Genomic DNA, 23,342 nt, shown 5'->3' with positions numbered 1-23,342 from the left:
TAAATTTGCTCTTTATTTCTATTATTCTTGCCGTTACTTCTACCGGCATTTCACTACTTCTTAAAGAGAGGTTGTCTCAGCTATAAATCTGTTTTGATGAGTACAGCGTCGTAATAAAAACTAGCATAGACAGATAATACCTTGTATCTTAGTTACACTAATTAAAAACGGCATCAATTATGAACGGCATCGCTTTAGTTTTTGTAACAAATTCTAGCATTTAAGATGTTATTTATTACTTCACTCCTGTAAATAGCCATGTTTTTTTCATCCTAAATCGGTATAATTTAGCCCACTTTCATCTTTGTAGTTTAGGGCCCTCTTGTTGTATAGGTAAGCTTTCGTTACCATAGGCGGTAAATACCGACCTTACACTGCCAATAAGTACGCCTTAGCCGTTTCATTCGCCTCATTTGCCTTCATTTGTAAGACGCTGGATATAATAGTCATGAACCTGTTTGGATTTTTATCAAGTAATATCGCCATTGATCTTGGCACTGCCAACACCTTAATTTTTATCCCTAATAAAGGGGTAGTGCTCGATGAGCCAACAGTCGTTGCTTTGCGCAGCAATCGCACTCAAAATCCGACGGTTGCGGCGGTAGGTATCGATGCCAAGCAAATGCTAGGTCGAACGCCGGCGAACATTACCGCTATTAGGCCTTTAAAAGATGGCGTCATCGCTGATTTTGAAGTGACGCAAAAGATGCTCAAACACTTCATTACTAAGGTAAAGGCGAAACGCTTTTTGGCTCAGCCTAACGTGGTGGTTTGTGTACCTTGTAAGTCAACGCTAGTAGAGCGCAAAGCCATTCGTGAAGCGGTATCTTCAGCAGGTGCAAGCAAAGTCTTGTTGCTAGAGGAGCCAATGGCAGCGGCTATTGGTGCTGGCATGCCTGTCCATGAAGCAAGTGGCTCTATGGTGGTCGATATTGGCGGCGGTACTACTGAGATTGCAGTTATCGCGCTATCGGGCTGTGTTTATGCTGAGTCTATCCGTATTGGCGGTGATATCTTTGATGAAGCGATCATCACGCATGTGCGCCGTACTCACGGCTGCGTGATAGGTGAAACCACTGCCGAGCGCATCAAGACTGAAGTCGGTTCAGCGCTCAATGAAGAAGAGCAGCTAGAAGTAGAGGTTCGTGGCCGTAGTATGGCTGAAGGGGTGCCTAAAACCTTTACGATCAATTCGCAAGAGATTCAAAAAGCGTTAAGTGATCCGCTAAGTGGTATCGTCAGTGCGGTCAAAGCCGCGCTTGAGCAGACCCCGCCTGAGCTGTCTTCGGACATCGCTGAGCGCGGTATCGTCTTGACCGGCGGCGGTGCTTTGCTACGCGATTTGGATAAGCTTGTCTCAAGAGAGACCGGCCTACCGGTGACAGTCGCTGAAGATCCATTAACTTGTGTTAGTCGCGGCGGCGGTATGGCGCTTGATTTTATTAATAACAAAAGCTTGAATATGATCTTCGTTTAACCGCTTAAGCGTCTAAGTCAATGGGCAGCTTAGTAAATGAGCAACCCTCATTAAATTTATCGATAAAGGCGGTCATAAGGCGGCCTTTATTGCTATCAGTTATAGATATTTAATCACCGCTTAGCCCTTATACTCTTTAAAGAAGCTAGATCTTATATGACTCCCAGTATTTTTGCTCGTCAGCCTTTATCATTACGCGTCACTGCTATCGCTCTGATAGTGGCGTTGGTTTTGATGTGGTTTGATAGTAAGAATCCAGAATGGTTCAAGCCGATACGCGATACTAGCCACGCCTCTATGCAGCCGATTTATCAATCAGCGCTGCTCCCAAGCTACGCCAAACATTGGGCGAGTGGAAGGCTACAGTCCAAAGAGTCGCTGCGCCGTGAGAATGTGCAACTCAAGTCGCAGTTGCTACACGCGCAGGCCAAGCTTCAGCAGCAAGATTATATCTTGGCACAAAACGCACGCTTGCAAGGTATTTTATCAACCACAAGACCTGAGCAGTTTGATCTCAATCTGGCGCAAGTTATTGGCACCGATACCAACCTGCTCAAGCAAATCGTGGTGATTAACAAAGGCGAGCGCGATGGCGTCCAAGTGGCACAAACCGTCATCGATGAGCATGGCATATTAGGGCAAGTCATTAACGTCTATCCCAATACCAGCCGTGTATTACTCATAAGTGATGAGCAGCAATCTGTGGCGGTAACAGTCAAGCGCACCGGTCAGCGCGCGATTGTGACAGGCGTCGGTCTGCCGACCTCTTTGAGTCTAAATTATGTGTTTAAGACCTCAGATGTGCGCGTTGGTGATGTGCTGATATCCTCAGGCCTTGGCGGCCGTATTCCAGCAGGCTACCGCGTCGGTACGATTGCACATATCGAAGATACGCAAGCGGATAACTTTAAGAGCATTAAGGTGACGCCCGCGGCCAATTTTGTGGATAACGCCTACGTCTTAGTGCTACAGGATAAAGAGCGCACGATTCGTGAGTTAGCGAATTAGAGAAACAGCTAGTCATTAACTAAGCCGCTAAGAGCCTTATCAGTATCACTTCTAATCGTAACTTAAACAGCAGGCTGTAAGGTTTTTTATCTATGTTTAGCAAACCTATCAGCAATACTCGCTAAGCTTTCGTACAGGTAGCAGTTATGGCGTATCCGGACTCTGAACATCCTACTGGGCTATTGATAAGCGCTATGGTGCTGAGCTTTATTGTCGCTTCATCGCTTAGCGTCTATCCTTTGGGTCAGTATTTGGCTGCGCTACGACCTTTATTTATGGTGATGGTGCTTATTTTTTGGCTATTATTCCAGCCACGTTATGCCGGTGTCTTTCTTGCCTTTACTATAGGTCTTATCGCTGATTTATTGACCGATAGCCTTCTTGGTCAGCAGGCTTTTGCTGCTGTGGTCGTGGCCTTTACGATTAGGCTCTCTAGTATTTATCTCAAGCAGTTAAATACGCTTAGCGCTTGGATAGTCGCCACTATAAGCTTGTTGGTATTTCAATCGACGCTTTGGTTATTACAACTAATCACCCAAAGCACTTTTATCGCTCAGTCCGCTTTTGCATTAGCGTTAAGTATCATTAGTTGGCCTTTGGTGCTTTTAGTTTTACGCAAGTTTACTCGTTAAGCTCAATCATAGGCTTATAAACTAAGCCTAACCATAAGCTTTTGCGATGCTATAAATCCGCGCTTTTATCAATAAACCTGTAAGCAATCAATCCTAAGAACCCTAAAAGTATTATGTCTACTATCATTTTAGCGTCTGGCTCACCGCGTCGTCGTGAGCTGCTAGATTTGGCGCAATTGCGCTTTGACACTATGAGTGTCGATATCGATGAGACGCCTCTTACCGATGAGCTGCCGACCACTTATATAAAGCGGATGGTCAAAGATAAGTCTGATGCAGCTATTGAGCAGTTGAATTTACAGCTAGCGGATCGTACTGAGCGTACGAGTATCTCAAGCACGCCAACGGCTATTGTGTTGACCGCAGATACCATTGGCGTGCTAGCTGATGGCAAGACGGTTTTGGTCAAGCCAGTCGATCGCGCTCATGCGCATAGCATGTGGCAGCAGATGTCTGATAGTACTCATCAAGTCTGGACGGCAGTACGTGCGGTAAAAGTGCAGCTTACTTGCGATGATAAGGGGGTAGAGCTGTGGCAGATCACAGCCGAGCGGCAAATGATGGAGAGTACCGATGTCAGCTTTATCCCGTTAACTCAGGCAATGATGGATAGCTATTGGGACAGCGGTGAGCCAGCAGACAAGGCGGGCGGCTATGGTATTCAGGGCTTAGCAGCTGCTTGGGTTACTCGTATCAGCGGCAGTTATACCAATGTCGTCGGTTTACCTTTGGCGCAGACTGTCGCTTTGATTGATGAGCTGCAAGTTAGCTAAGAGGAGCAAACTCACATAATGATACGGCAGGGGAGTGGGCAGATGCGCGTGCTATTTGCTACACTATAAATCCTTAACGAGAGTCACTGTCATTAAAGCTGTGTCATATAAGACCATATAAGAAGAGGCATTATGTCTGAAGAGCTGCTGATCAATGTTAGTCCGATGGAGTCGCGCGTAGCAGTTATGGATAATGGGGTACTCAGTGAGATCTACATTGAGCGCCATCATAAACTTGGCTTAGTTGGCAACATCTATTTAGGAACAGTGGTACGAGTGCTGCCTGGTATGCAAGCTGCATTCGTCGACATCGGCCAATCGCGTACTGCTTTTTTGCATGTCAACGATATGCAGCGTCCGCCTAGAGCTGTCAGTAAAAGCGAGCCTAGCCAAAAGCCAGATCCAGCCAGTAACAGCCAAACGACCAGCACGCTTAAGATGCAACAAGATAAAGCTGAAAGCTTAGTGTCGACACTCGCTGCTACGCCGCCGGTAGTCAGCGCTGAAAGTACAGCGGTCAAAACCACTGAAATCGTCTCTGCGGCTAGCCAAAACCTCATTCAACATCGCCTGCATGAAGGTCAGCGCATTTTAGTACAAGTCACTAAAGATCAGCTGGGCAGTAAAGGTGCGCGCCTTACTACTAACATCTCTTTGCCGTCACGTTATTTGGTGTATTTGCCATCTAGTGATCATATCGGCATCTCTCAGCGTATTGATGGCGAGGAGGAGCGCAGCCGCCTAAAGACTGAGCTGACTTGCCTGATGCAAACGGTTAATCTGCAAGGCGGCCTGATCGCGCGTACTGCCGCTGAGCGTGTCCCAGTCAATAAGCTTGAAGAGGATATCTATTATCTGCTGCAGCTGTGGCGTACTATCGGTGCGCGCCGGCAAGAAATGAGACATCATCAAAGCTCAGAGCTTATCTATCAAGAGCTATCGTTGCCGCTACGCTCCATCCGTGATTTAGTCCATATCGATACCGAAAAGGTCATCATCGATGATGCTCAAATCTACGCGCAGCTACGCTACTTTGCCAAAGAGTTTGTGCCTTTTGTTTATGACCGTATTATTCATTATACCGCTGAGCCTGCTTTATTTGATGTCCACCGTGTTGAAGACGATCTAAGCGATGCCCTAAAACGCCGAGTGAACCTAAAATCAGGCGGCTATCTGATTATCGATCAAACTGAAGCGATGACCACTATTGATGTCAATACTGGCTCCTTTGTCGGTGGTAGATCCTTAGAGGATACCGTTTATAAAACCAACCTTGAAGCCACGCATGCAATAGCAAGGCAGCTGCGTCTGCGTAATTTAGGCGGTATTATTATTCTCGACTTTATCGATATGTTGGAGCAAGAGCATAAGGATGATGTCCTAAGCAGCTTGCAGCAGCAATTGACCGAAGATTATGCCAAAACCAATATCACCCAAGTCAGCGAGCTGGGTCTGGTTGAGATGACCCGTAAGCGCACGCGTGAGTCCTTAGGTCAGCAGCTATGTGAGCCTTGTGCCACTTGCGAGGGGCGCGGGTTTGTCAAAACCGCTGAGACTGTCTGCTTTGAGATATTTCGCGAAATTATGCGCTGCGCGCGTACTTATAATTCGCCAAAGAAGTTTACGGTAGTCGCTCATGCAGCAGTGATTGACTTACTGCTAACCACAGAGGCCGATACTGTCGCTGATCTGGAGTATCTACTAGGGCGAGTTATTACCTTTGAGGTAGAGAACTTATACACGCAAGAGCAATACGATATCGTTTTGGATTAATATTACCCTTGCAATGAGCGACAAGGTGTGTATAATACACACCACTGAATTATAAGCATCCGCCTAAGAAAAAGCGGCTGCTATGACAGCTAGAGCATCGTTTCTAGCACTATTTCATTATGGCTTTGCTGATTTTTCCGATAACTGGAAGAGTCGGCGGGGCTTTAAATTATTTTGCTTTTGGCACGCTGCTGGTTCTCTTCAAGAGCCTGATTTTTCAGAGAAGTCTGACAAAGAATAAGAAGCCGCTTAAAGTAGATCTTTAACCAAACGGCTTATGTTTATCCACTTGCAGCGCAAGAATGAACAAAGCACATATTAGGAGCTTGCTGGCATGGCTAACCAGAGAATCCGTATCCGTCTTAAGTCTTTTGATCATCGTCTGATTGATCAATCGGCACAAGAGATTGTTGATACAGCAAAGCGCACCGGTGCGCAAGTTTGTGGTCCTGTACCGTTGCCGACTCGCATTGAGCGCTTCGACGTTTTAACCTCGCCACACGTCAACAAAGACGCTCGTGACCAGTACGAAATCCGTACTCACAAGCGTATGGTTGATATCGTTCAGCCTACTGACAAAACTGTGGACGCGTTAATGAAGTTAGATTTAGCGGCAGGTGTTGACGTCCAAATTGCTTTGGGTTAATACGCAACAACGCCCAATCCATTAATAGAAGATATAAAGAGGTTTAAAATGGCGATCGGTTTAGTCGGTAAAAAATGCGGCATGACCCGAATCTTCACAGAAGCAGGTGTTTCTATCCCTGTTACTGTGATTGAGGTCGATGCAAACCGCATTACTCAAGTAAAAAGTAATGACGTAGATGGCTATCAAGCCATTCAAATCACCACAGGCACTCGTCGTGACAGCCGCGTAACTGCAGCTCAAAAAGGTCACTTCGCAAAAGCTGGCGTTAAAGCGGGCCGCGGTGTTTGGGAATTTCGTACCAATGATAGCGACCTTGAAGGCCGTGAGATTGGTGGTGAGATCCTAGCTGACCTATTTGAACAAGGTCAGATTGTTGATGTCACAGGACAGAGTAAAGGTAAAGGCTTTCAAGGCGGCGTAAAGCGTCATAACTTTAGCATGCAAGACGCCACTCATGGTAACTCAGTCTCTCATCGTGCCCTTGGTTCAACTGGTCAAAACCAGTCACCAGGTAAAGTATTCAAAGGCAAAAAGATGCCAGGTCAGATGGGTAACAAGCGCGTCACCGTACAAGGCCTAGAAGTGGTCTCAGTTGATGCTGAAAAAGGGTTACTTGTCATCAAGGGTGCCATCCCTGGTGCCACCGGTGGCGACGTTATCGTACGTCCGTCAGTCAAAGCCTAAGCAAGGGGATTAACGTGGATTTAAAAACAGTTACAGGTGCGGCGGTTGAGCTTTCTGATACGGCTTTTGGTCGTGAATTCAACGAAGCATTAGTGCATCAAGTCGTCACCGCTTATTTAGCTGGTGCTCGCCAAGGTACACGTGCGCAGAAAACCCGTGCCGAAGTTTCTGGCGGTGGCATCAAGCCATGGCGCCAAAAAGGTACTGGTCGCGCTCGTGCAGGCTCTATTCGTAGCCCAATCTGGCGTTCTGGTGGTCGCGCATTTGCTGCGAAGCCACAAGACTGGTCACAAAAAGTTAACCGCAAAATGTACCGCGGTGCTATGCAGTGCATCCTAGCTGAACTCATTCGCCAAGAGCGTTTGATTTTAGTTGAAGAGATAAGTGTTTCTGCACCTAAGACCAAAGAGCTGATCGCAAAGCTAAATGAATTAGATGCGCCGCGCGCATTGATCGTCACCAAAGAAGTTGACGAGAATTTATATTTAGCTGCTCGCAATATTCCACACGTCAATGTACTAGGTACATCTGAAGTGGATCCAGTGAGCTTGATCGCCTTTGACAAAGTCATCATGTCAGTTGAAGCTGCGAAACAATTTGAGGAAGCACTAGCATGAATAACGCAAGACTTTATCAGGTCTTAAGAGGACCTGTATTCTCAGAAAAATCTCAAATGCTTGGTGATTCATTTGGTGTGCAAGTATTCAAAGTTGATTCTAATGCCACTAAGCTTGAAATCAAAAAAGCAGTTGAGTTGATGTTTGAAGGTGTTGAAGTCACTAAGGTGAACACTTTGAATGTTAAAGGTAAGACAAAGCGTTTTGGTAGAAGCATCGGCCGTCGTAATGACTTCAAAAAAGCCTATGTTACCTTAAAAGCTGGTCAAGATGTACAAATGGCTGATGCTGGTGAAGAGGTCGCAAATACGACTGATTCTACTAGTGAAACAGCGAACAACGAATAAGGATTACACTCATGCCTATCGTAAAAGCAAAGCCAACATCACCAGGCCGTCGTTTTGTTGAAAAAGTGGTGCATCCACACCTTTATAAAGGTCGTCCTTATGCAGCACTTGTCGAATCAAAAGGTAAGTCAGGTGGTCGTAATAACAATGGTCGCATAACTTCTCGCCACATCGGCGGTGGTCACAAGCATCATTATCGTATCATTGACTTCAAACGTACTAAAGACAATATCCCAGCTGTGGTTGAGCGTATCGAATATGATCCTAACCGTACTGCTCATATTGCTCTACTTAAGTACGCTGATGGTGAGCGCCGTTATATTATTGCTGCTAAGAAGCAAAAAGTTGGTGATTCAGTATTATCAGGTGATACGGCTCCAATTCGTCCAGGCAACTGTATGCCGCTTAAAAACATCCCTTTGGGTACTGTGATCCATAATATCGAATTAAAAATCGGTAAAGGCGCACAGATGGCTCGTTCAGCGGGTGCAAGCGTACAGCTACTAGGCCGTGATGGTATCTACGCGATTCTACGTCTACGTTCAGGCGAGACTCGCCGTGTACACGTTGAGTGCCGTGCGGTTATTGGTGAAGTATCTAACACTGAAAACAACTTGAAGTCACTTGGTAAAGCCGGTGCCTCACGTTGGCGTGGTGTTCGTCCTTCAGTCCGTGGTGTCGCTATGAACCCGGTTGATCACCCACATGGTGGTGGTGAAGGTCGTGTTAAAGGTCGCCATCCAACTAGCCCTTGGGGTCAGAAGTCTAAAGGACTTAAAACGCGTCATAATAAGCGTACTGACAATATGATCATCCGTCGCCGCCGCGCCAAGAAGAAATAAGGAAGAATTTCATGCCTCGTTCATTGAAAAAAGGTCCATTCATTGATGCGCATTTGTTTGCCAAAGTTGAGAATGCTATTGACACCAACTCACGCAAGCCCATTAAAACATGGTCGCGTCGCTCGATGATTCTGCCCCAAATGGTTGGCTTAACCTTATCTGTTCATAATGGCCGTACTCACGTACCTGTCATTATCAGCGAGCAGATGGTTGGTCATAAACTAGGTGAATTTGCCCCGACTCGTACGTATCGTGGTCATGGCATTGACAGAAAAGCAAAAAGATAAGGTGCTTACCATGGAAGTAACTGCAAAATTACGCGGTGCCGCCATCTCGGCACAAAAAGTTAGACTCGTTGCTGATGAAGTTCGTGGCAAGCCGATTGAGCGTGCTTTGGATATCCTAACGTATAGCAATAAAAAAGGCGCAGTCTTTGTTAAGAAATGCCTTAACTCAGCCATCGCCAATGCCGAACATAATCACGGCCTAGATATCGACGACCTAAAAGTTGCGACTATCTACGTTGATGAAGGCATTACGCTAAAGCGTATCCTACCACGTGCTAAGGGTCGCGCTGATCGTATCAGTAAGCGTACCTGTCACATCACTATAAAGGTAGGAGAATAAGCTATGGGTCAGAAAGTACATCCAATCGGAATTCGTCTTGGTGTTGTCAAAAAGCATAATGCAAACTGGTATGCTGATCCAAAGCAATACTCAGAATACCTCATCAACGACATCCAAGTTCGTGAATACTTGCGCAAAAAGCTAGACAACGCGATGATCAGCAACATCACGATCGAGCGTCCTACTGGCGCCGCTAAGATTACCATCGCCACTGCGCGTCCTGGTATCGTTATCGGTAAGAAAGGCGAAGATATCGAAAGATTGCAAAAAGAATTGACCAAAATTATGGGCGTACCTGCTCAGGTCAATATCGAAGAGATTACCTCGCCTGATCTTGATGCTCGTCTGGTAGCAGACGGTATCGGTAGCCAGCTTGAGCGCCGTGTCATGTTCCGCCGTGCTATGAAGCGCGCGGTACAAAACAGCATGCGCTCTGGTGCGAAAGGTATCAAAGTTGAGCTCTCTGGTCGTCTAGGCGGCGCTGAGATTGCTCGTACTGAATGGTACCGTGAAGGTCGTGTGCCATTGCACACACTACGTGCTGACATTGATTATGCGTCAATACGTGCGGAAACGACTTACGGCACTATCGGTGTAAAAGTTTGGATCTTCCGCGGTGAAATCCTTGACGGTATGAACAGTGTTTATAATCCGGTCAAAGAAGAGCAGACTCGTGCGCCAAAACGCCGTGGTCGCGGAAACTCAAACCGTCGAAACTCAGACAGAGGTTAAACTATGTTACAGCCAAAACGTACCAAGTTTCGTAAAATGCACAAAGGTCGTAACACAGGGCTCGCTCATCGTGGAAGCACCGTTGCATTCGGACAAATTGGTCTAAAATCTTTGACTCGTGGTCGTATGACTGCTCGTCAAATTGAAGCAGCACGTCGTACTATCACTCGTAAGATTAAGCGTGGTGGTAAGATTTGGATTCGTGTTTTCCCAGACAAGCCAATTACTAATAAGCCTCTAGAAGTACGTATGGGTAAAGGTAAAGGTCCTGTCGAGTATTGGGTCTGCGAAATCAAACCTGGTAAAGTGCTATACGAAATCGAAGGGGTTTCAGAAGAGCTTGCTCGCGATGCCTTAACGCTTGCAGCAGCAAAACTGCCCTTTAAAACTACCATTGTTAAGCGGACGATAATGTAATGAAGATCAGTGAATTACGTGATAAATCATTAGAAGAACTGACCCAGTTACTTGATGAAAAGCAACTTGATGCTTTCCGTATTCGTATGGCTAAAGCAACCGGTCAGTTGGGGAACACCCATGAAGTACGTGCCAATCGTCGTACGATTGCTCAGCTTCAGACTTTGATCAACGAGAAACAACGAGGCGACTCATGAGCGATAACAATCAAGCAACTACCAATGCTAGCGTCCTAACAGGACGTGTTGTGAGCAACAAGATGGATAAGTCCATCACGGTTTTGATTGAGCGTCTGGTTCGTCATCCTTTGTATGGCAAACAGCTTCGTCGTTCTACTAAAATCAAAGCCCACGATGAGAACAATGTCTGCCAACAAGGCGATCTTGTCCGCATCAAAGAAACGCGTCCAATCTCAAAAACAAAGTCTTGGACTTTAGTTGACGTGGTTGAAACTGTAGAAAAAATTTAAGTAAATTGCATTGAAAGTCAGAAGCTGTTAAAATATCCGCCTTTTTAGGGATGCTGATTGCGCCGAGCGTTTATCACACACCTATGAGTAAAATGCGGCTACTAGTATAAACCTGCCGCTTACTCATACTGTGCAAGCGGCAGCAACTGGCTTTTATTGCTCATACGTGTGGAGTAACGCTATGATTCAGGTCGAATCTATGCTGGAAGTTGCAGACAATAGCGGTGCAAGAAGAGTTCAGTGCATTAAAGTACTGGGTGGTTCTCATCGTCGTTATGCATCTGTCGGCGATATCATTAAGATAACGGTTAAAGAAGCTATTCCTCGTGGTCGTGTCAAAAAAGGCGACGTGATGAATGCGGTAGTTGTACGTACCAAAAAAGGCGTTCGTCGCTCTGATGGTTCAGTGATTCGTTTTGATGACAATGCTGCGGTATTGCTCAACCAAAACAAAGCACCAATTGCAACTCGTATTTTTGGACCGGTAACTCGTGAACTACGTGGTGATCAGTTTATGAAAATTGTATCCCTAGCACCAGAAGTATTGTGAGGTAACCCATGGCTAAATTACGTAAAGGCGATACAGTTATCGTGATTGCTGGTAAAGACAAAGGCAAGCAAGGTACTGTACAAGCTGTTAAAAACGATCGCATCAAAGTCGAAGGCATTAACATCGTCACCAAACACCAAAAGCCAAATCAGGCGACTGGTAGCGAGGGTGGTATCGTTAAGCAAGAAGCCTTTTTGCATATTTCAAATGTCGCAATCTTAAATGCGCAAACCCAAAAAGCAGACCGTATTACTTATCAGACGAACGATGAAGGCGTGAAACAACGCGTTTATCGCTCAAATGGTGAAGTAGTGGCGACTGCGTAAGACACTAAGGGTGTAATAGTAATGGCAAGATTAAAAGCTTTATATAACAATGAACTCAAGCAGCAGATTCAAAAAGAGATCGGTGTAGAAAATGTGATGCAAGTGCCTAAAATCACTAAAATCACATTGAACATGGGTGTCGGCGGCGCATCACAAGATAAGAAGTTACTTGAAGGTGCTGTAGCAGACATGACCGCTATCGCTGGTCAAAAGCCTGTTGTCACCAAAGCACGCAAATCAGTTGCTGGTTTCAAAATTCGTGAAGAGTGGCCAATTGGCTGTAAAGTAACGCTTCGCGGTGAGCAAATGTACGAATTTTTAGATCGTCTCATTGCTATTGCGATTCCTCGTATTCGTGACTTCCGTGGTTTTTCACCTAAAGCTTTTGACGGACGTGGTAACTACTCATTGGGTATCAAAGAGCAAATCGTATTCCCAGAAGTAGACTATGATAAAATTGATCGTATCCGTGGTATGGATGTGACAATCACTACGTCAGCAAGTTCTGATGAAGAAGGTCGTGCGTTACTCAAAGCATTCGGCTTCCCATTCAAATAAGGTAAAGACGTTATGGCAAAGAAGAGCATGATCAACCGCGAATTAAAGCGCGAAAAAATGGTTGCTAAATACGCTGAGAAGCGTGTGAAGCTAAAAGAAACTATCAGTGACATCAACGCAAGTGACGAAGAGCGTATGGATGCAATGTTAGAGCTACAAGCTCTACCACGCAACTCATCACCAGTACGTCTGCGTAATCGTTGTGCTATCACCGGTCGTCCTCACGGTTACTTCCGCAAGTTTGGCTTATCACGCAATATGCTGCGTGAGCGTGTCATGCAAGGCGATGTGCCTGGTGTTCGTAAAGCAAGCTGGTAAGGAGTAATCACATGAGTATGCAAGATACTGTTGGGGATATGCTAACCCGTATTCGCAACGCACAAATGGCTAATAAAGTGTCCGTAGCTATGCCAAGCTCAAAACTACGTAAATCTATCGCTGACCTTTTGGTTAGTGAAGGTTATGTAGCCAGCGCTGAAGTTAGCGAAGAAGCGAACAACAAAGCGACATTAACTATCGAGCTTAAATATTTCGAAGGCAAAGCTGTCATCGAAACTATTCAACGTTATAGCCGTCCTGGCCTACGCCAGCATCGCGGTAAAGACAATATCCCTACTGTTAAGCAAGGTATGGGTGTGGCTATCGTATCAACCAGTCAAGGTATCATGAGTGATCGTGCTGCTCGCGCTGCTGGTATCGGTGGTGAAATCGTTGCATTTGTTGCTTAATTAGCATTTCTGCTACGCAATAAAACGATAAAGTCTATTTGTATCTTATTAAGCTTACAGACTATTTTTTTGAATAGCTGTAAGCCTGATATCACATCAGCACTTACTAATTATAAATTGATAGGTGTTAATTAAGATCAATTATGATAAACTAACACGCTTTTTAGCCTGTTAGTTTTTTCGCTATTATCCTAACTGAATTTAATTTATGTTTTGATAGTGGTCAGCTAACAGATGTTTTAATTTTTTTAAGGAATATTCCTATGTCTCGTGTGGCTAAAGCCCCAGTGACACTGCCTAGCGGCGTAAGTGTTACTTTGAACGATCGGCAGGTCGAAGTGAAAGGCAAGAACGGTACTATGTCTTTACACCTGCATGAATTGGTCGAGCTGAAACAGGAAGATGATACTATCATTCTCTCACCTACAGTCGATTCAAAAGAAGCCATGATGCACACTGGCACCGTTCGCGCCTTACTTAACAACCACGTTAAAGGCGTTAGCGAAGGGTTCGAGAAGCGCCTTCAGCTAATCGGTGTTGGTTATCGTGCACAAGCTGCTGGCGATAAAGTAACCTTAAACGTTGGTTATTCACATCCAGTAGAATATACGTTGCCTGAAAGTGTGTCAGCTGAAACGCCAACGCAAACTGAAATTGTTTTGAAATCAAACAATAAGCAGCAACTTGGTCAAGCAGCGGCTAATATCCGTGGTTTCCGTCCGCCAGAGCCTTACAAAGGTAAAGGTATTCGTTATAGTGACGAGCGCATTATTCGCAAAGAAGCCAAGAAAAAATAAGGTGAGAGGACATGTTTGATAAAAAAGCAGCTCGTCTGCGTCGAGCTAAAAAAACCCGTGCACATATCCGTCATTTAGGCGTTAATCGTCTTACGGTAAACCGCACACCAAAGCACATCTATGCCCAGATTATCTCTCCGAACGGTGGTGAAGTGATCGCTCAGGCATCTACCTTAGACAGCAGCTTGCGTTCAGGCGCGACTGGTAACGCTGATGCAGCGACGTCTGTAGGACAAATGATCGCAGAACGCGCAAAAGCAGCTGGTATTACGAAAGTTGCCTTTGACCGTAGTGGTTTTAAATATCATGGTCGAGTAAAAGCTTTAGCTGAAGCTGCTCGCGAAAATGGATTGGAGTTTTAATCATGGCTAGAAACGATAGAAATGATAAAAATGAACAAAGCGATGGTTTAGTAGAACGCCTAGTTACCGTTGATCGCGTTGCAAAAGTGGTTAAAGGTGGTCGTATCTTCTCTTTCACTGCTTTAACGGTAGTGGGTGATGGTAATGGCCGCGTTGGTTTCGGCCGTGGTAAAGCGCGCGAAGTACCAGCTGCTATCCAAAAAGCTTTAGAAGCAGCTAAACGCAATATGATCACTGTGGATCTTAATGAAGCCACTTTGCATCATCCTATTGCAGCACGTCACGGTGCGAGCAAGGTCTATATGCAGCCTGCATCTGAAGGTACTGGCGTAATCGCTGGTGGCGCAATGCGTGCGGTATTAGAAGTTGCTGGTGTTAAAGATGTTTTAACAAAGTGTCATGGTTCTACCAATACCGCTAACGTCGTTCGCGCGACATTCAACGGTTTACGTGATATGTCAACTCCAGAGAAGATGGCAGCAAAACGTGGTAAATCTGTAGACGAAATTTTGGGTTAACTTAGACTAGGTGAGTTACGATGAAAAAAATGAAAGTCACTCAATTTAAATCAGGTGCCCATCGCCTCAAGAGCCACAAAGCTAGCTTGAAAGGATTGGGTTTACGCCGTATTAATCATACAGTCATCGTTGAAGATACTCCTTCAACCCGTGGTATGGTCAATCGCGTCAACTACATGGTAAAAGTGGAGGAAGCGTAATGGGACTTAGATTAAACGAATTATCACCAGGTGTTGGCGCGAAGAAAACTGCCCAACGTCGTGGTCGTGGTATCGGTTCAGGTCTTGGTAAGACAGGTGGCCGCGGTGTAAAAGGTCAAAAATCACGTTCAGGTTCTAGCGTTCGTTCAGGATTTGAAGGTGGTCAAATGCCTTTATATCGTCGTCTACCAAAATTTGGCTTTACCAGTAAAATGGCAATGACTACCGCTGAGGTACGTTTGTCTGAGCTGAATAAAGTTGAAGGCGATGTGATTAGCTTAGAGACTCTAAAAGCAGCTAACCTTATCCGTCACGACATGAAACGTGCCCGTGTTATGCTATCAGGCGAAGTTACTAAAGCTTATACCTTTAAAGGTATCAAAGTAACTAAAGGCGCCAAGCAAGCAATCGAAGCTGCTGGTGGTAGCATCGAGGAGTAGTAACGTGTCAAAACAATCAATGACCTCAAGTGGTATTCCGCTCAATCCTTTCGCTTTTATACGTAAGTATGACGAGCTTTGGACGCGTTTGTTATTTTTGATTGGCGCATTGATTGTTTATCGTTTAGGGTCTCATATTCCAGTACCGGGTATTAACCCGGTCAACTTGGCAGATTTGTTCTCGCGCAACGAAAACACTATTTTGAGCATGTTTAATATGTTCTCAGGTGGCGCGCTTGAGCGTATGTCAATTATGGCACTAGGTATCATGCCGTACATCTCAGCGTCAATTATTGTACAGATGATGTCGGCAGTCGTACCTTCGCTTGAAGCTCTCAAAAAAGAGGGTGAAGCAGGTCGACGTACGCTGAATAAGTATACCCGTCAAGGGACGCTTGCTTTGGCTTTGGTGCAGTCATTAGGGATGTGTGCCGGTTTGATCAGTCAGAATCTGACTTTATCTTCCGGTCTGACCTTTTATATTCCTGCTGTAACCTCGTTGGTTGCAGGCGCTATGTTCTTGATGTGGCTTGGTGAGCAGATTACAGAGCGCGGCGTAGGTAACGGTATCTCAATGCTTATTTTTGCAAGCATTGTCGCCGGTACGCCAGGTATGATTTCGCAATCGATCGAACAGGTCAATCAAGGTCAGATGAACTTGATTGTACTCTTTATCTTTGTAATATTAGGCATTGCGGTAACCGCCGGTATCGTTTATATCGAACGTGCGCAGCGCCGTGTCCCAGTAAACTATGCGCAAAAGCAGCAACAAGGTCGCAAAATTTATGCTCAGCAGCAGTCACATTTGCCGCTGAAATTAAACATGGCAGGGGTTATTCCCGCTATTTTTGCTAGCTCCTTATTACTGTTTCCAGCGAGTTTAGGGCAGTGGGTTGGTCAATCGGCTGATCCTACTTTTACCCAAAAGATATTACAAAATATAGCGTTGGTGTTGTCTCCTGGACAGCCGCTATATCTAGTACTGTTTGGTGCGATGATTATCTTCTTTTGCTATTTTTATACGGCATTGGTTTTTAGTCCACGCGAGGTTGCAGAAAACCTTAAACGTAGTGGAGCGTATATTCCAGGTATTCGCCCCGGACAACAAACTCAGCGTTATCTTGACCATGTGTTAAATCGACTAACCTTTATTGGCGCGATGTACATGACGGTTATTTGTTTGATGCCGATGGTCGTTCAATCCTCATTTGGTGTGCCGTTCCAACTTGGTGGTACGTCGCTACTGATTATGGTGGTTGTGGTAATGGACTTCATCTCGCAAATTCAAGCGCATTTGATGACCCATCAATACCATGATCAGACGTTAATTCAATCACCCACTCAGCCATAAGCGAGTGTGGTGGTTATTCAAGGAGCATTCCATGAAAGTTCAAGCCTCAGTAAAAAAGATTTGTGGTAGCTGCAAGATTGTACGCCGTAAAGGTCGTGTACATGTTATCTGCACAGCTGAACCGCGCCACAAGCAACGCCAAGGTTAATTAAAAACTGATCATGGCGTTAAGCCTAAACAGTTTATTAAATTAATACTTGAAAAAAAGTGGCGGATGCGATATCATCCGCCACTTGCCGTAGTTCATACCAAAAAATTTTATAACTTCTGCTTTAGTAGCACTCTTATTATCTGTTAATGATAATAAAAGCTTCAAAGTAGGGAGATAGAAGTGAGGTATCAACAGCAACAAATCTGAAAAATGCGCTATTTATAATAAATAATGCATATTTTTCTTTAATGGAGAGAAATCAATGGCTCGTATTGCCGGCGTAAACATTCCGGATAATAAGCATGCTGTTATTTCACTAACTTACATCTTTGGTATAGGTCGTACCACTGCTCAGAAAATTCTAGAAGCAGTTGGCATTGCCCCTACAACTAAAGTTAGTCAGTTAGATGATACACAGTTAGATGCTATCCGTGCACAAGTTGCAGAATACATGACTGAAGGTGATCTTCGTCGTGAAGTGTCAATGAATATCAAGCGTTTGGTTGACTTAGGTTGTTACCGTGGCATTCGCCATCGCCGTAACCTACCTGTTCGTGGTCAAAATACCAAAAACAACGCTCGTACTCGTAAGGGTCCGACACGCCCTCTCAAAAGATAATTAACTTAGGAAGCTAAAAGATGGCTAAAGACACTCGTAGTCGCAAAAAGGTGACTCGTCGTTCAGTATCGGAGGGCGTTGCCCATATCCATGCGTCTTTTAATAACACCATTGTAACGATTACCGATCGTCAAGGTAATGCATTGGCTTGGGCCACTTCAGGTGGACAAGGCTTCCGTGGTTCACGTAAATCTACACCATTTGCCGCTCAGGTTGCAGCTGAAGTCGCTGGTAAAGCGGCTCAAGAATATGGTGTTAAGAATGTCGATGTTTTGGTCAAAGGACCAGGACCGGGTCGTGAGTCTGCGGTAAGAGCACTAGGTGCATTGGGTTATAAAATTAACAGCATCTCTGATGTAACCCCAATCCCACACAATGGTTGCCGTGCGCCGAAAAAGCGCCGCGTCTAATATTAGAGACGAAGCTTTTAATAATAAGAGCTTAAAGGAGACAGAACAATGGCCCGTTATATTGGACCAAAACTCAAATTATCACGTCGCGAAGGCACTGACTTAGGCCTTAAGTCTGGTGTTAAGCCGTATGATGTTAAAACAAAGAAAGCTGGTCGTCCACCTGGTCAGCACGGTGTAAGCCGTAACAAGAGCTCAGAGTATTCTCTACAGCTACGCGAAAAACAAAAAGTTAAGCGTATCTATGGCGTACTTGAGCGTCAATTTGCAAACTACTACAAAGAAGCGGCGCGTAAGCGCGGTGCTACGGGTGAGAACCTACTAGCTATGCTTGAGAGTCGTTTGGATAACGTGGTATACCGCATGGGCTTTGGCTCAACTCGCGCTGAAGCACGTCAGCTAGTCAGCCATCGCACTGTTATGGTAAAAAAAGCTGGCCGTGATGAGTTTGTTCGTGTGAACATTCCATCAATCCAGTTGCAAGATGGTGATGTCATTGCTATTCAAGAGAAGTCTCGCGAACAGCTACGTATTAAAAACGCTATGGAACTAGCATCACAACGTGGTATTCCAGAATGGCTTGATGTTGACAACAGCAAACTACAGGGCACGTTTAAACATGCTCCAGATCGTATTGATCTACCTGCTGAAATCAACGAAAGCTTGATCGTTGAGCTATACTCTAAGTAAGTAACGTACTGCTCAATGTTATGCTTATAGCATTGAGCCATTAACGTTAATTAATCCAGATAAACAAATCGAGGTGACATCATGATGCTAAATGCAACTGAGTTTCTAACGCCGAATGCCATTAACGTGGATACGGTTAACGAGACGATTGCGAAAGTCACGCTCGAACCGTTAGAACGCGGCTTTGGTCATACCTTAGGGAATGCCCTGCGTCGCATCTTGTTATCTTCATTACCTGGTGCTGCAGTCATCGAAGCTGAGATTGATGGTGTTGACCATGAATACTCAACTTTAGAGGGTCTGCAAGAAGATGTCCTTGACTTGCTTTTGAATTTAAAAGGCTTGGCATTGACGCTTCATGACCAAAATGAAGTATTCTTGACCTTGGATAAACAAGGTCCAGGCACCATTACTGCTGCAGATATTGAATTGCCGCACAACGTAGACATTATTAACCCAGAGTTAGTATTGGGTACGTTGAGTGAGCGCGGTCATCTTAAGATGCGTCTGCGCGTAGTGATGGGTCGTGGATATGAGCCAGCAAATCAGCGCCGTGAAGATGGTGATACCAAAGCGATTGGCCGCTTAAAGCTTGATGCAAGCTTTAGCCCAGTACTGCGGGTTGCTTATCAAGTAGAGAACGCTCGTGTTGAACAGCGTACTGACCTTGATCGTCTTATCATTGAGCTTGAAACTAATGGCACTATAGATCCAGAAGAAGCAATTCGTAAAGCGGCCACTATTTTACAACAACAGATTTCAATCTTTGTTGATTTAGAAGCTGAAGAAGCGCCTGAGCCTGTGAAAGAGAAAGAAGAGGTCGATCCTGTGCTATTACGCCCTGTGGACGATCTTGAACTAACGGTTCGCTCAGCCAACTGCTTAAAAGCTGAAAACATTTACTATATCGGTGATTTGGTACAGCGTTCAGAGACTGAACTTCTAAAAACCCCAAATCTTGGTAAGAAGTCATTAACCGAAATCAAAGACGTTTTGGCGTCTAAAGATTTAGAGCTTGGTATGCGCCTAGATAACTGGCCACCAGCTGACCTGCGGGTTGATGATCGCTTCTCTTATCGCAGCCGTTAAACATTAAGGATATTTGACTATGCGCCATCGTAAGAGTGGAGTCAAGCTGGGTCGTACCGGCAGTCATCGTAAAGCAATGTTCCAGAACATGACTAACTCATTGTTTGAGCATGAACTGATCAAAACAACTTTACCAAAAGCTAAAGAATTACGCCGCGTTGCCGAGCCATTAATTACTCTAGCAAAAGAAGATAGCGTTGCTAACCGTCGCTTGGCATTTAGCCGTATGCGTAGCAAAGCTATGGTAGGTAAACTATTTAGCACGTTAGGACCTCGTTACCAAACGCGTCCAGGTGGTTATCTGCGTATCGTTAAGTGTGGTCACCGTGATGGTGATAACGCACCTATGGCTTATGTAGAATTAGTTGACCGCGACTAGTCTATAAGCCGTTTAGGTTTTGTACAAAAAAGCGCCAATTTATTGGCGCTTTTTTTATGTCTGAAATTTAGATCTAAAGCTATTACATTATTTGTAAGGTGCATTCTATGCTTTAATATTTAAGTGGTTCTTAAAGGCAATCGGCATATGGAACGCACCCTACGTTTAGTGAGCAGTTGAAAATACAAATAATGTAAAGCCTTTATAGTAACAAGTCGCTGACATCCGCCGCGCCCTGCCGGATAACCTCAGGTTGACTATTGGTCATATCGACGATAGTAGTCAGCTTAGTAGTCTTAATGCCGGCATTTATGAGACCATCAACTTGATTATCTAATAGCTCTTCGATATCGAAAGGATCATCTAAAATATCGTCACGATCAGGTAAAATAAGTGAGCTGGTCAAGATAGGCTCGTCCATCGCTTCTAATAGTGCTTGTGCGATAGGATTGCTCGGTACGCGAATACCGATGGTCTTTTTCTTAGCATGAGCGAGCTTTTTTGGGACATCTTTGGTGGCATTCAAAATAAAAGTAATCGGCGCAGGAGTATGCGCTTTTAGTTGTTTGAATTGGACATTATCGACCGTAGCATAAGTGGCAATCTCGCTTAGATCGCGGCACAGCAAGGTGAATTGATGCTTATCATCAAGCTCGCGTATCATCTTTAGCTTCTCTAAAGCGTCCTTAGCGCCTAGACGGCAGCCAAACGCATAGCTGGTATCAGTCGGATAAATAATAAGTTTGTCATCTCGCAGCATGTCAGCGGCTTGCTTGATAAGCCGAGGCTGCGGATTGTCAGGATGAATATACAGCGTTTGCATAATGGCTCCTCGTTTATAGTTCTTTTTTATTGTTTTTCTCATTTATATTAAATGAATAACGATTCAATACCCAGTATAAAATCAAAAAAGTTTTAGATAGTAGTAGTGACAGGTTACAAATGGTGGCGAATCGTTAACTGGTAATTTTTATTAATAAATTGATTGAGTGTCTTTATCACCAAATAAGCTCAAGAGTGTTTTTAGTAAAGTCTGAGCATCCCTAGGTAAGCTTTGCGGCTGAGCGATATAGTTTTGCGCTTGCCGATAGACGTCACTGGCAAAAGTGCTACGGCTAGTATCGAATTCTGCAAATAGATTGTCTTGGGATACTTGAAAGGGACGCTGACAAGCTAAAGTAAACAAGCACTCTAAAGCTTGCGGTTTGACCTCAACACGCTCAAAAGCATGCTGCTGGGCTTCACTGCGACCATCTGCTGCATACCAATAGCCAAAGTCGCTTAACTGTCGCCGTGCCTGTCCGGCGATACACCAGTGGCTGATCTCATGCAAAGCGCTATTAAAGAACCCATGCGCGAACTCAATACGGGCTAGGTTACCGTTATTCGCTGGAAAATATTCTGGCTCATGTGCACCGCGCACCAGCTCTACCTGCTGATCAACAAAGAGCTGATTAAATAGCTGTATCAAAGCTGTAGTCGCTTTATCGTCGTCAGCCAATAGCTTTAGATCATCAGCATCAAAGTTACTGCAATCGATTGTCAAACTGCTATTCTTTGAGCTAGACTTATCAGCTTCCTTATCAGCTAAGGCATTAAGCGCTTCTAGGAGCCTATTAGCGGCACCGTTGGTCAACAGAGTAGAGAAGTCGGTATGAGTATCAGTTGTCAGGATTGTGGTTATCATAGAGATTTTAATTATATAGAAAAGTCGCTCGTAACAATTAGCGACAAATGACTAAAAATTGATGACTAAAAACAGAGCTATTGGTACTAATAATTCGCAGTTTTAACGCTGCAAAAACAGTAACATACTTGCGCTAGTGTCCTACCGCGCTTTCAGTTAGTATGGCAAGCAATATTATACCCCATTTTGATCAGCGAGGCCGCTTATGTCACCTTCTCAAACTAACTCTAAATCAGAGACTGTCACTCAAGATAATAAAGCGTCATCTCACGTACGTATGCCTGAATACATCTCTTTGAATAAATGGGAAGATACGGGCTTTGAGTGGCAAGGTGAAGTCAATCCTACTTCCTTTGAGCGCTTAGCCGCTTCGTTGACTGATGAGCATCAACAAACTAATTTGCCAGTACACACGCATCTATACCGCCGTAATAATGTTCTGCATTTATCCTTTGAGGTAGAAGGCGAGGTGTGGTTGACTTGCCAACGCTGTTTGCAGTCTGTAGCGACGTCCTTAACCGATGACTATGATATTGCATTGCTAGAAGATGAGAGCCAGGCAAGTTTGGTGGATGAGGAGCAAGACTATTTGCTTCTTGAGGAAATAGTGGATAATCAAACCCCTGAGCGCTTACTACCGCTTAAGAAACTCATTGAAGATGAGCTACTACTCAAGATGCCTTTAGCGCCCAAACATGACGACTGTGAAATGAGCGTTAAGCAGTTTGGAGAGATACCAGAAGAGGAAGAGGGCGAAAACCCTTTTGCTGCTTTATCAGCGTTAAAGGGCAAGCTGTAATTTTTTACTAGCCTATTTTGTGACTAGGCACAGAAGAGTTTGACGCAGGGCTTTATTAATCTGATAAATCCGCGTATAATGTCCCGTTTATTGCATTCTAGTAAGGCGCTGCTGGTCGCTGAGCTTGTATTAATAAAGGCTTAGTGAGATTCAATTGGCAGGTTAAACAGATAGCAAACTCATTAATTTAGTACTGTGTTAAGTTTTCGTGGTTGATGTTTGATAGATCATAAGCTTAAGTCAGTATCGATTAAAGCTGAATTTTAAGCTTACCCCTTTTTAAGTATAGGAGCTATATCATGGCTGTTCAAAAAAGTCGTAAAAGCCGTTCTCGTCGTGACATGCGCCGTTCACACCACCGTATGGAAGTGGCTGAGCTGAGCGTAGATGCTACTACTGGTGAGAAACATCGTCGTCATCATATGACTAAAGACGGATTCTATCGCGGTCGTCAGTTGTTCAAAGTTGCTCAAGACGCTTAATCTATTGCTTGATAAGTAAACGTATCAATAAATAGTAGCTAACCATAATAGTAGCTATTATTCGTTATGATGTTTGCTGTTGAACATACAGATTATAAAAAAGCCAAGTTATCTTGCTATCATATATTGTATAGCGTGGTGGCTTGGCTTTTTGCCATT

General features: G+C 44.6%; 37 protein-coding genes. 35 read left to right on the top strand and 2 right to left on the bottom strand.

The genetic code is table 11. The annotated features are described in order from the left end of the window. Positions 1-439 precede the first annotated feature (439 nt). From W234_RS0102485 to rplQ, 33 genes are all read left to right on the top strand, one after another. Positions 440-1,477 carry a rod shape-determining protein gene (locus W234_RS0102485; protein WP_025644429.1) on the top strand — a complete coding sequence of 346 codons (1,038 nt, stop codon included), beginning with the start codon at positions 440-442 and terminating at the stop codon, positions 1,475-1,477. Between the two features lie 156 nt (positions 1,478-1,633). Beyond that, positions 1,634-2,485 (top strand): rod shape-determining protein MreC, encoded by an 852-nt coding sequence (gene mreC / locus W234_RS0102480; RefSeq protein ID WP_025644427.1) that lies wholly within the window; start codon positions 1,634-1,636, stop codon positions 2,483-2,485. A 146-nt stretch (positions 2,486-2,631) separates the two neighbouring features. Continuing rightward, positions 2,632-3,117 carry a rod shape-determining protein MreD gene (gene mreD / locus W234_RS0102475; RefSeq protein ID WP_025644425.1) on the top strand — a complete coding sequence of 162 codons (486 nt, stop codon included), beginning with the start codon at positions 2,632-2,634 and terminating at the stop codon, positions 3,115-3,117. Between the two features lie 113 nt (positions 3,118-3,230). Further along, entirely contained in the window at positions 3,231-3,890 is a 660-nt protein-coding gene (locus W234_RS0102470; RefSeq protein ID WP_037058727.1) for a Maf family protein, read from the top strand. 132 nt (positions 3,891-4,022) lie between these two features. Next, positions 4,023-5,663 (top strand): Rne/Rng family ribonuclease, encoded by a 1,641-nt coding sequence (locus W234_RS0102465; RefSeq protein WP_025644422.1) that lies wholly within the window; start codon positions 4,023-4,025, stop codon positions 5,661-5,663. A gap of 334 nt (positions 5,664-5,997) precedes the next feature. Then, a complete protein-coding gene (gene rpsJ, locus W234_RS0102455; RefSeq protein WP_025644420.1) occupies positions 5,998-6,309 on the top strand; it encodes a 30S ribosomal protein S10 in 312 nt (103 codons plus the stop codon). A gap of 48 nt (positions 6,310-6,357) precedes the next feature. Further along, entirely contained in the window at positions 6,358-6,996 is a 639-nt protein-coding gene (gene rplC / locus W234_RS0102450; RefSeq protein ID WP_025644419.1) for a 50S ribosomal protein L3, read from the top strand. Positions 6,997-7,010: 14 nt separating this feature from the next. After that, the gene (gene rplD / locus W234_RS0102445) at positions 7,011-7,613 is read left to right on the top strand and encodes a 50S ribosomal protein L4 (RefSeq protein ID WP_025644417.1); all 603 of its coding nucleotides are present in this window, start codon (positions 7,011-7,013) and stop codon (positions 7,611-7,613) included. Next, positions 7,610-7,960: a 50S ribosomal protein L23 gene (gene rplW, locus W234_RS0102440; protein WP_025644414.1), complete on the top strand. Its 351-nt coding sequence runs from the start codon at positions 7,610-7,612 to the stop codon at positions 7,958-7,960. Before rplD ends, rplW begins: the two co-directional genes overlap by 4 nt. 11 nt (positions 7,961-7,971) lie before the next feature. Beyond that, a complete protein-coding gene (rplB, locus tag W234_RS0102435) occupies positions 7,972-8,802 on the top strand; it encodes a 50S ribosomal protein L2 (protein ID WP_025644412.1) in 831 nt (276 codons plus the stop codon). 11 nt (positions 8,803-8,813) lie between these two features. Beyond that, on the top strand, positions 8,814-9,089 hold the full coding sequence (gene rpsS / locus W234_RS0102430) for a 30S ribosomal protein S19 (RefSeq protein WP_025644410.1): 276 nt from the start codon (positions 8,814-8,816) through the stop codon (positions 9,087-9,089). Positions 9,090-9,099: 10 nt separating this feature from the next. Beyond that, positions 9,100-9,429, top strand: a complete 330-nt coding sequence (rplV, locus tag W234_RS0102425) for a 50S ribosomal protein L22 (RefSeq protein ID WP_025644408.1) — start codon at positions 9,100-9,102, stop codon at positions 9,427-9,429. 3 nt (positions 9,430-9,432) lie between these two features. After that, positions 9,433-10,161, top strand: a complete 729-nt coding sequence (gene rpsC / locus W234_RS0102420) for a 30S ribosomal protein S3 (protein WP_025644406.1) — start codon at positions 9,433-9,435, stop codon at positions 10,159-10,161. 3 nt (positions 10,162-10,164) lie between these two features. Continuing rightward, on the top strand, positions 10,165-10,578 hold the full coding sequence (gene rplP, locus W234_RS0102415) for a 50S ribosomal protein L16 (protein ID WP_025644399.1): 414 nt from the start codon (positions 10,165-10,167) through the stop codon (positions 10,576-10,578). Beyond that, the gene (gene rpmC / locus W234_RS0102410; RefSeq protein ID WP_025644397.1) at positions 10,578-10,775 is read left to right on the top strand and encodes a 50S ribosomal protein L29; all 198 of its coding nucleotides are present in this window, start codon (positions 10,578-10,580) and stop codon (positions 10,773-10,775) included. The genes rplP and rpmC overlap by 1 nt, the downstream gene beginning before the upstream one ends. Beyond that, positions 10,772-11,047: a 30S ribosomal protein S17 gene (gene rpsQ, locus W234_RS0102405; protein WP_025644394.1), complete on the top strand. Its 276-nt coding sequence runs from the start codon at positions 10,772-10,774 to the stop codon at positions 11,045-11,047. The genes rpmC and rpsQ overlap by 4 nt, the downstream gene beginning before the upstream one ends. A gap of 181 nt (positions 11,048-11,228) precedes the next feature. Continuing rightward, positions 11,229-11,597 (top strand): 50S ribosomal protein L14, encoded by a 369-nt coding sequence (gene rplN / locus W234_RS0102400; protein ID WP_025644392.1) that lies wholly within the window; start codon positions 11,229-11,231, stop codon positions 11,595-11,597. Positions 11,598-11,605: 8 nt separating this feature from the next. Beyond that, positions 11,606-11,923 (top strand): 50S ribosomal protein L24, encoded by a 318-nt coding sequence (gene rplX, locus W234_RS0102395; RefSeq protein WP_025644390.1) that lies wholly within the window; start codon positions 11,606-11,608, stop codon positions 11,921-11,923. 21 nt (positions 11,924-11,944) lie between these two features. Next, positions 11,945-12,481, top strand: coding sequence for a 50S ribosomal protein L5 (rplE, locus tag W234_RS0102390; RefSeq protein ID WP_025644388.1), 537 nt, complete (start codon positions 11,945-11,947; stop codon positions 12,479-12,481). A gap of 12 nt (positions 12,482-12,493) precedes the next feature. Next, positions 12,494-12,799, top strand: coding sequence for a 30S ribosomal protein S14 (gene rpsN / locus W234_RS0102385; protein WP_025644387.1), 306 nt, complete (start codon positions 12,494-12,496; stop codon positions 12,797-12,799). Positions 12,800-12,810: 11 nt separating this feature from the next. Further along, positions 12,811-13,209 carry a 30S ribosomal protein S8 gene (gene rpsH, locus W234_RS0102380; RefSeq protein WP_025644385.1) on the top strand — a complete coding sequence of 133 codons (399 nt, stop codon included), beginning with the start codon at positions 12,811-12,813 and terminating at the stop codon, positions 13,207-13,209. A 263-nt stretch (positions 13,210-13,472) separates the two neighbouring features. Further along, complete coding sequence (gene rplF / locus W234_RS0102375; protein WP_025644383.1) at positions 13,473-14,006, top strand: 50S ribosomal protein L6; 534 nt, start codon at positions 13,473-13,475, stop codon at positions 14,004-14,006. A gap of 11 nt (positions 14,007-14,017) precedes the next feature. After that, entirely contained in the window at positions 14,018-14,368 is a 351-nt protein-coding gene (gene rplR, locus W234_RS0102370; protein ID WP_025644381.1) for a 50S ribosomal protein L18, read from the top strand. A gap of 2 nt (positions 14,369-14,370) precedes the next feature. Continuing rightward, positions 14,371-14,886: a 30S ribosomal protein S5 gene (gene rpsE / locus W234_RS0102365; protein WP_025644379.1), complete on the top strand. Its 516-nt coding sequence runs from the start codon at positions 14,371-14,373 to the stop codon at positions 14,884-14,886. A 20-nt stretch (positions 14,887-14,906) separates the two neighbouring features. Then, on the top strand, positions 14,907-15,086 hold the full coding sequence (rpmD, locus tag W234_RS0102360; RefSeq protein WP_025644377.1) for a 50S ribosomal protein L30: 180 nt from the start codon (positions 14,907-14,909) through the stop codon (positions 15,084-15,086). Further along, the gene (gene rplO / locus W234_RS0102355) at positions 15,086-15,526 is read left to right on the top strand and encodes a 50S ribosomal protein L15 (protein ID WP_025644375.1); all 441 of its coding nucleotides are present in this window, start codon (positions 15,086-15,088) and stop codon (positions 15,524-15,526) included. Before rpmD ends, rplO begins: the two co-directional genes overlap by 1 nt. 19 nt (positions 15,527-15,545) lie before the next feature. Beyond that, positions 15,546-16,877: a preprotein translocase subunit SecY gene (secY, locus tag W234_RS0102350; protein ID WP_198013330.1), complete on the top strand. Its 1,332-nt coding sequence runs from the start codon at positions 15,546-15,548 to the stop codon at positions 16,875-16,877. A 31-nt stretch (positions 16,878-16,908) separates the two neighbouring features. Beyond that, complete coding sequence (gene rpmJ, locus W234_RS0102345; RefSeq protein ID WP_025644371.1) at positions 16,909-17,025, top strand: 50S ribosomal protein L36; 117 nt, start codon at positions 16,909-16,911, stop codon at positions 17,023-17,025. Positions 17,026-17,290: 265 nt separating this feature from the next. After that, the gene (gene rpsM / locus W234_RS0102340) at positions 17,291-17,647 is read left to right on the top strand and encodes a 30S ribosomal protein S13 (RefSeq protein WP_025644369.1); all 357 of its coding nucleotides are present in this window, start codon (positions 17,291-17,293) and stop codon (positions 17,645-17,647) included. Positions 17,648-17,667: 20 nt separating this feature from the next. Next, positions 17,668-18,057, top strand: a complete 390-nt coding sequence (gene rpsK, locus W234_RS0102335; protein ID WP_025644368.1) for a 30S ribosomal protein S11 — start codon at positions 17,668-17,670, stop codon at positions 18,055-18,057. Positions 18,058-18,105: 48 nt separating this feature from the next. Then, a complete protein-coding gene (rpsD, locus tag W234_RS0102330) occupies positions 18,106-18,747 on the top strand; it encodes a 30S ribosomal protein S4 (protein ID WP_025644367.1) in 642 nt (213 codons plus the stop codon). Positions 18,748-18,828: 81 nt separating this feature from the next. Beyond that, positions 18,829-19,836 carry a DNA-directed RNA polymerase subunit alpha gene (locus tag W234_RS0102325; protein ID WP_025644365.1) on the top strand — a complete coding sequence of 336 codons (1,008 nt, stop codon included), beginning with the start codon at positions 18,829-18,831 and terminating at the stop codon, positions 19,834-19,836. 19 nt (positions 19,837-19,855) lie between these two features. Next, entirely contained in the window at positions 19,856-20,215 is a 360-nt protein-coding gene (gene rplQ, locus W234_RS0102320; protein ID WP_025644362.1) for a 50S ribosomal protein L17, read from the top strand. 202 nt (positions 20,216-20,417) lie between these two features. Here the strand turns inward: rplQ and W234_RS0102315 are convergent, their stop codons facing one another. Both W234_RS0102315 and W234_RS13610 read right to left on the bottom strand, forming a co-directional pair. Continuing rightward, on the bottom strand, positions 20,418-21,038 hold the full coding sequence (locus W234_RS0102315; RefSeq protein WP_025644360.1) for an L-threonylcarbamoyladenylate synthase: 621 nt from the start codon (positions 21,036-21,038) through the stop codon (positions 20,418-20,420). Between the two features lie 150 nt (positions 21,039-21,188). Then, entirely contained in the window at positions 21,189-21,902 is a 714-nt protein-coding gene (locus W234_RS13610; protein WP_025644358.1) for an elongation factor P hydroxylase, read from the bottom strand. 205 nt (positions 21,903-22,107) lie between these two features. On the opposite strand from W234_RS13610, the gene W234_RS0102305 reads away from it, so the two are divergent. Further along, positions 22,108-22,701, top strand: coding sequence for a YceD family protein (locus tag W234_RS0102305; protein WP_025644356.1), 594 nt, complete (start codon positions 22,108-22,110; stop codon positions 22,699-22,701). A 299-nt stretch (positions 22,702-23,000) separates the two neighbouring features. Then, a complete protein-coding gene (gene rpmF / locus W234_RS0102300) occupies positions 23,001-23,183 on the top strand; it encodes a 50S ribosomal protein L32 (protein WP_025644354.1) in 183 nt (60 codons plus the stop codon). Positions 23,184-23,342: the final 159 nt, after the last annotated feature.

The sequence above is a fragment of the Psychrobacter sp. TB15 genome, assembly GCF_000511655.1.
Taxonomy (GTDB): Bacteria; Pseudomonadota; Gammaproteobacteria; order Pseudomonadales; family Moraxellaceae; genus Psychrobacter; species Psychrobacter submarinus.
This window is presented reverse-complemented; position numbering and strand designations above follow the sequence as displayed.

Excerpts from the sequence above, each read along its gene's own strand:
- mreD (WP_025644425.1), top strand. The coding sequence starts at position 2,632 with ATGGCGTATCCGGACTCTGAACATCCTACTGGGCTATTGATAAGCGCT.
- rplQ (WP_025644362.1), top strand. The coding sequence starts at position 19,856 with ATGCGCCATCGTAAGAGTGGAGTCAAGCTGGGTCGTACCGGCAGTCAT.
- rplW (WP_025644414.1), top strand. The coding sequence starts at position 7,610 with ATGAATAACGCAAGACTTTATCAGGTCTTAAGAGGACCTGTATTCTCA.
- W234_RS0102470 (WP_037058727.1), top strand. The coding sequence starts at position 3,231 with ATGTCTACTATCATTTTAGCGTCTGGCTCACCGCGTCGTCGTGAGCTG.
- rpsM (WP_025644369.1), top strand. The coding sequence starts at position 17,291 with ATGGCTCGTATTGCCGGCGTAAACATTCCGGATAATAAGCATGCTGTT.
- rplB (WP_025644412.1), top strand. The coding sequence starts at position 7,972 with ATGCCTATCGTAAAAGCAAAGCCAACATCACCAGGCCGTCGTTTTGTT.
- rpmF (WP_025644354.1), top strand. The coding sequence starts at position 23,001 with ATGGCTGTTCAAAAAAGTCGTAAAAGCCGTTCTCGTCGTGACATGCGC.
- W234_RS0102325 (WP_025644365.1), top strand. The coding sequence starts at position 18,829 with ATGATGCTAAATGCAACTGAGTTTCTAACGCCGAATGCCATTAACGTG.
- rplE (WP_025644388.1), top strand. The coding sequence starts at position 11,945 with ATGGCAAGATTAAAAGCTTTATATAACAATGAACTCAAGCAGCAGATT.
- rpsJ (WP_025644420.1), top strand. The coding sequence starts at position 5,998 with ATGGCTAACCAGAGAATCCGTATCCGTCTTAAGTCTTTTGATCATCGT.
- mreC (WP_025644427.1), top strand. The coding sequence starts at position 1,634 with ATGACTCCCAGTATTTTTGCTCGTCAGCCTTTATCATTACGCGTCACT.
- rplC (WP_025644419.1), top strand. The coding sequence starts at position 6,358 with ATGGCGATCGGTTTAGTCGGTAAAAAATGCGGCATGACCCGAATCTTC.
- rpsQ (WP_025644394.1), top strand. The coding sequence starts at position 10,772 with ATGAGCGATAACAATCAAGCAACTACCAATGCTAGCGTCCTAACAGGA.
- rpsC (WP_025644406.1), top strand. The coding sequence starts at position 9,433 with ATGGGTCAGAAAGTACATCCAATCGGAATTCGTCTTGGTGTTGTCAAA.
- W234_RS0102465 (WP_025644422.1), top strand. The coding sequence starts at position 4,023 with ATGTCTGAAGAGCTGCTGATCAATGTTAGTCCGATGGAGTCGCGCGTA.
- rpmD (WP_025644377.1), top strand. The coding sequence starts at position 14,907 with ATGAAAAAAATGAAAGTCACTCAATTTAAATCAGGTGCCCATCGCCTC.
- rpsN (WP_025644387.1), top strand. The coding sequence starts at position 12,494 with ATGGCAAAGAAGAGCATGATCAACCGCGAATTAAAGCGCGAAAAAATG.
- rpsK (WP_025644368.1), top strand. The coding sequence starts at position 17,668 with ATGGCTAAAGACACTCGTAGTCGCAAAAAGGTGACTCGTCGTTCAGTA.
- rplF (WP_025644383.1), top strand. The coding sequence starts at position 13,473 with ATGTCTCGTGTGGCTAAAGCCCCAGTGACACTGCCTAGCGGCGTAAGT.
- rplP (WP_025644399.1), top strand. The coding sequence starts at position 10,165 with ATGTTACAGCCAAAACGTACCAAGTTTCGTAAAATGCACAAAGGTCGT.
- rplV (WP_025644408.1), top strand. The coding sequence starts at position 9,100 with ATGGAAGTAACTGCAAAATTACGCGGTGCCGCCATCTCGGCACAAAAA.
- W234_RS0102305 (WP_025644356.1), top strand. The coding sequence starts at position 22,108 with ATGTCACCTTCTCAAACTAACTCTAAATCAGAGACTGTCACTCAAGAT.
- W234_RS0102315 (WP_025644360.1), bottom strand. The coding sequence starts at position 21,038 with ATGCAAACGCTGTATATTCATCCTGACAATCCGCAGCCTCGGCTTATC.
- secY (WP_198013330.1), top strand. The coding sequence starts at position 15,546 with ATGACCTCAAGTGGTATTCCGCTCAATCCTTTCGCTTTTATACGTAAG.
- rplR (WP_025644381.1), top strand. The coding sequence starts at position 14,018 with ATGTTTGATAAAAAAGCAGCTCGTCTGCGTCGAGCTAAAAAAACCCGT.
- rpsE (WP_025644379.1), top strand. The coding sequence starts at position 14,371 with ATGGCTAGAAACGATAGAAATGATAAAAATGAACAAAGCGATGGTTTA.
- rpmC (WP_025644397.1), top strand. The coding sequence starts at position 10,578 with ATGAAGATCAGTGAATTACGTGATAAATCATTAGAAGAACTGACCCAG.
- W234_RS13610 (WP_025644358.1), bottom strand. The coding sequence starts at position 21,902 with ATGATAACCACAATCCTGACAACTGATACTCATACCGACTTCTCTACT.
- rplN (WP_025644392.1), top strand. The coding sequence starts at position 11,229 with ATGATTCAGGTCGAATCTATGCTGGAAGTTGCAGACAATAGCGGTGCA.
- rplO (WP_025644375.1), top strand. The coding sequence starts at position 15,086 with ATGGGACTTAGATTAAACGAATTATCACCAGGTGTTGGCGCGAAGAAA.
- rpmJ (WP_025644371.1), top strand. The coding sequence starts at position 16,909 with ATGAAAGTTCAAGCCTCAGTAAAAAAGATTTGTGGTAGCTGCAAGATT.
- rpsH (WP_025644385.1), top strand. The coding sequence starts at position 12,811 with ATGAGTATGCAAGATACTGTTGGGGATATGCTAACCCGTATTCGCAAC.
- rpsS (WP_025644410.1), top strand. The coding sequence starts at position 8,814 with ATGCCTCGTTCATTGAAAAAAGGTCCATTCATTGATGCGCATTTGTTT.
- rplX (WP_025644390.1), top strand. The coding sequence starts at position 11,606 with ATGGCTAAATTACGTAAAGGCGATACAGTTATCGTGATTGCTGGTAAA.
- rpsD (WP_025644367.1), top strand. The coding sequence starts at position 18,106 with ATGGCCCGTTATATTGGACCAAAACTCAAATTATCACGTCGCGAAGGC.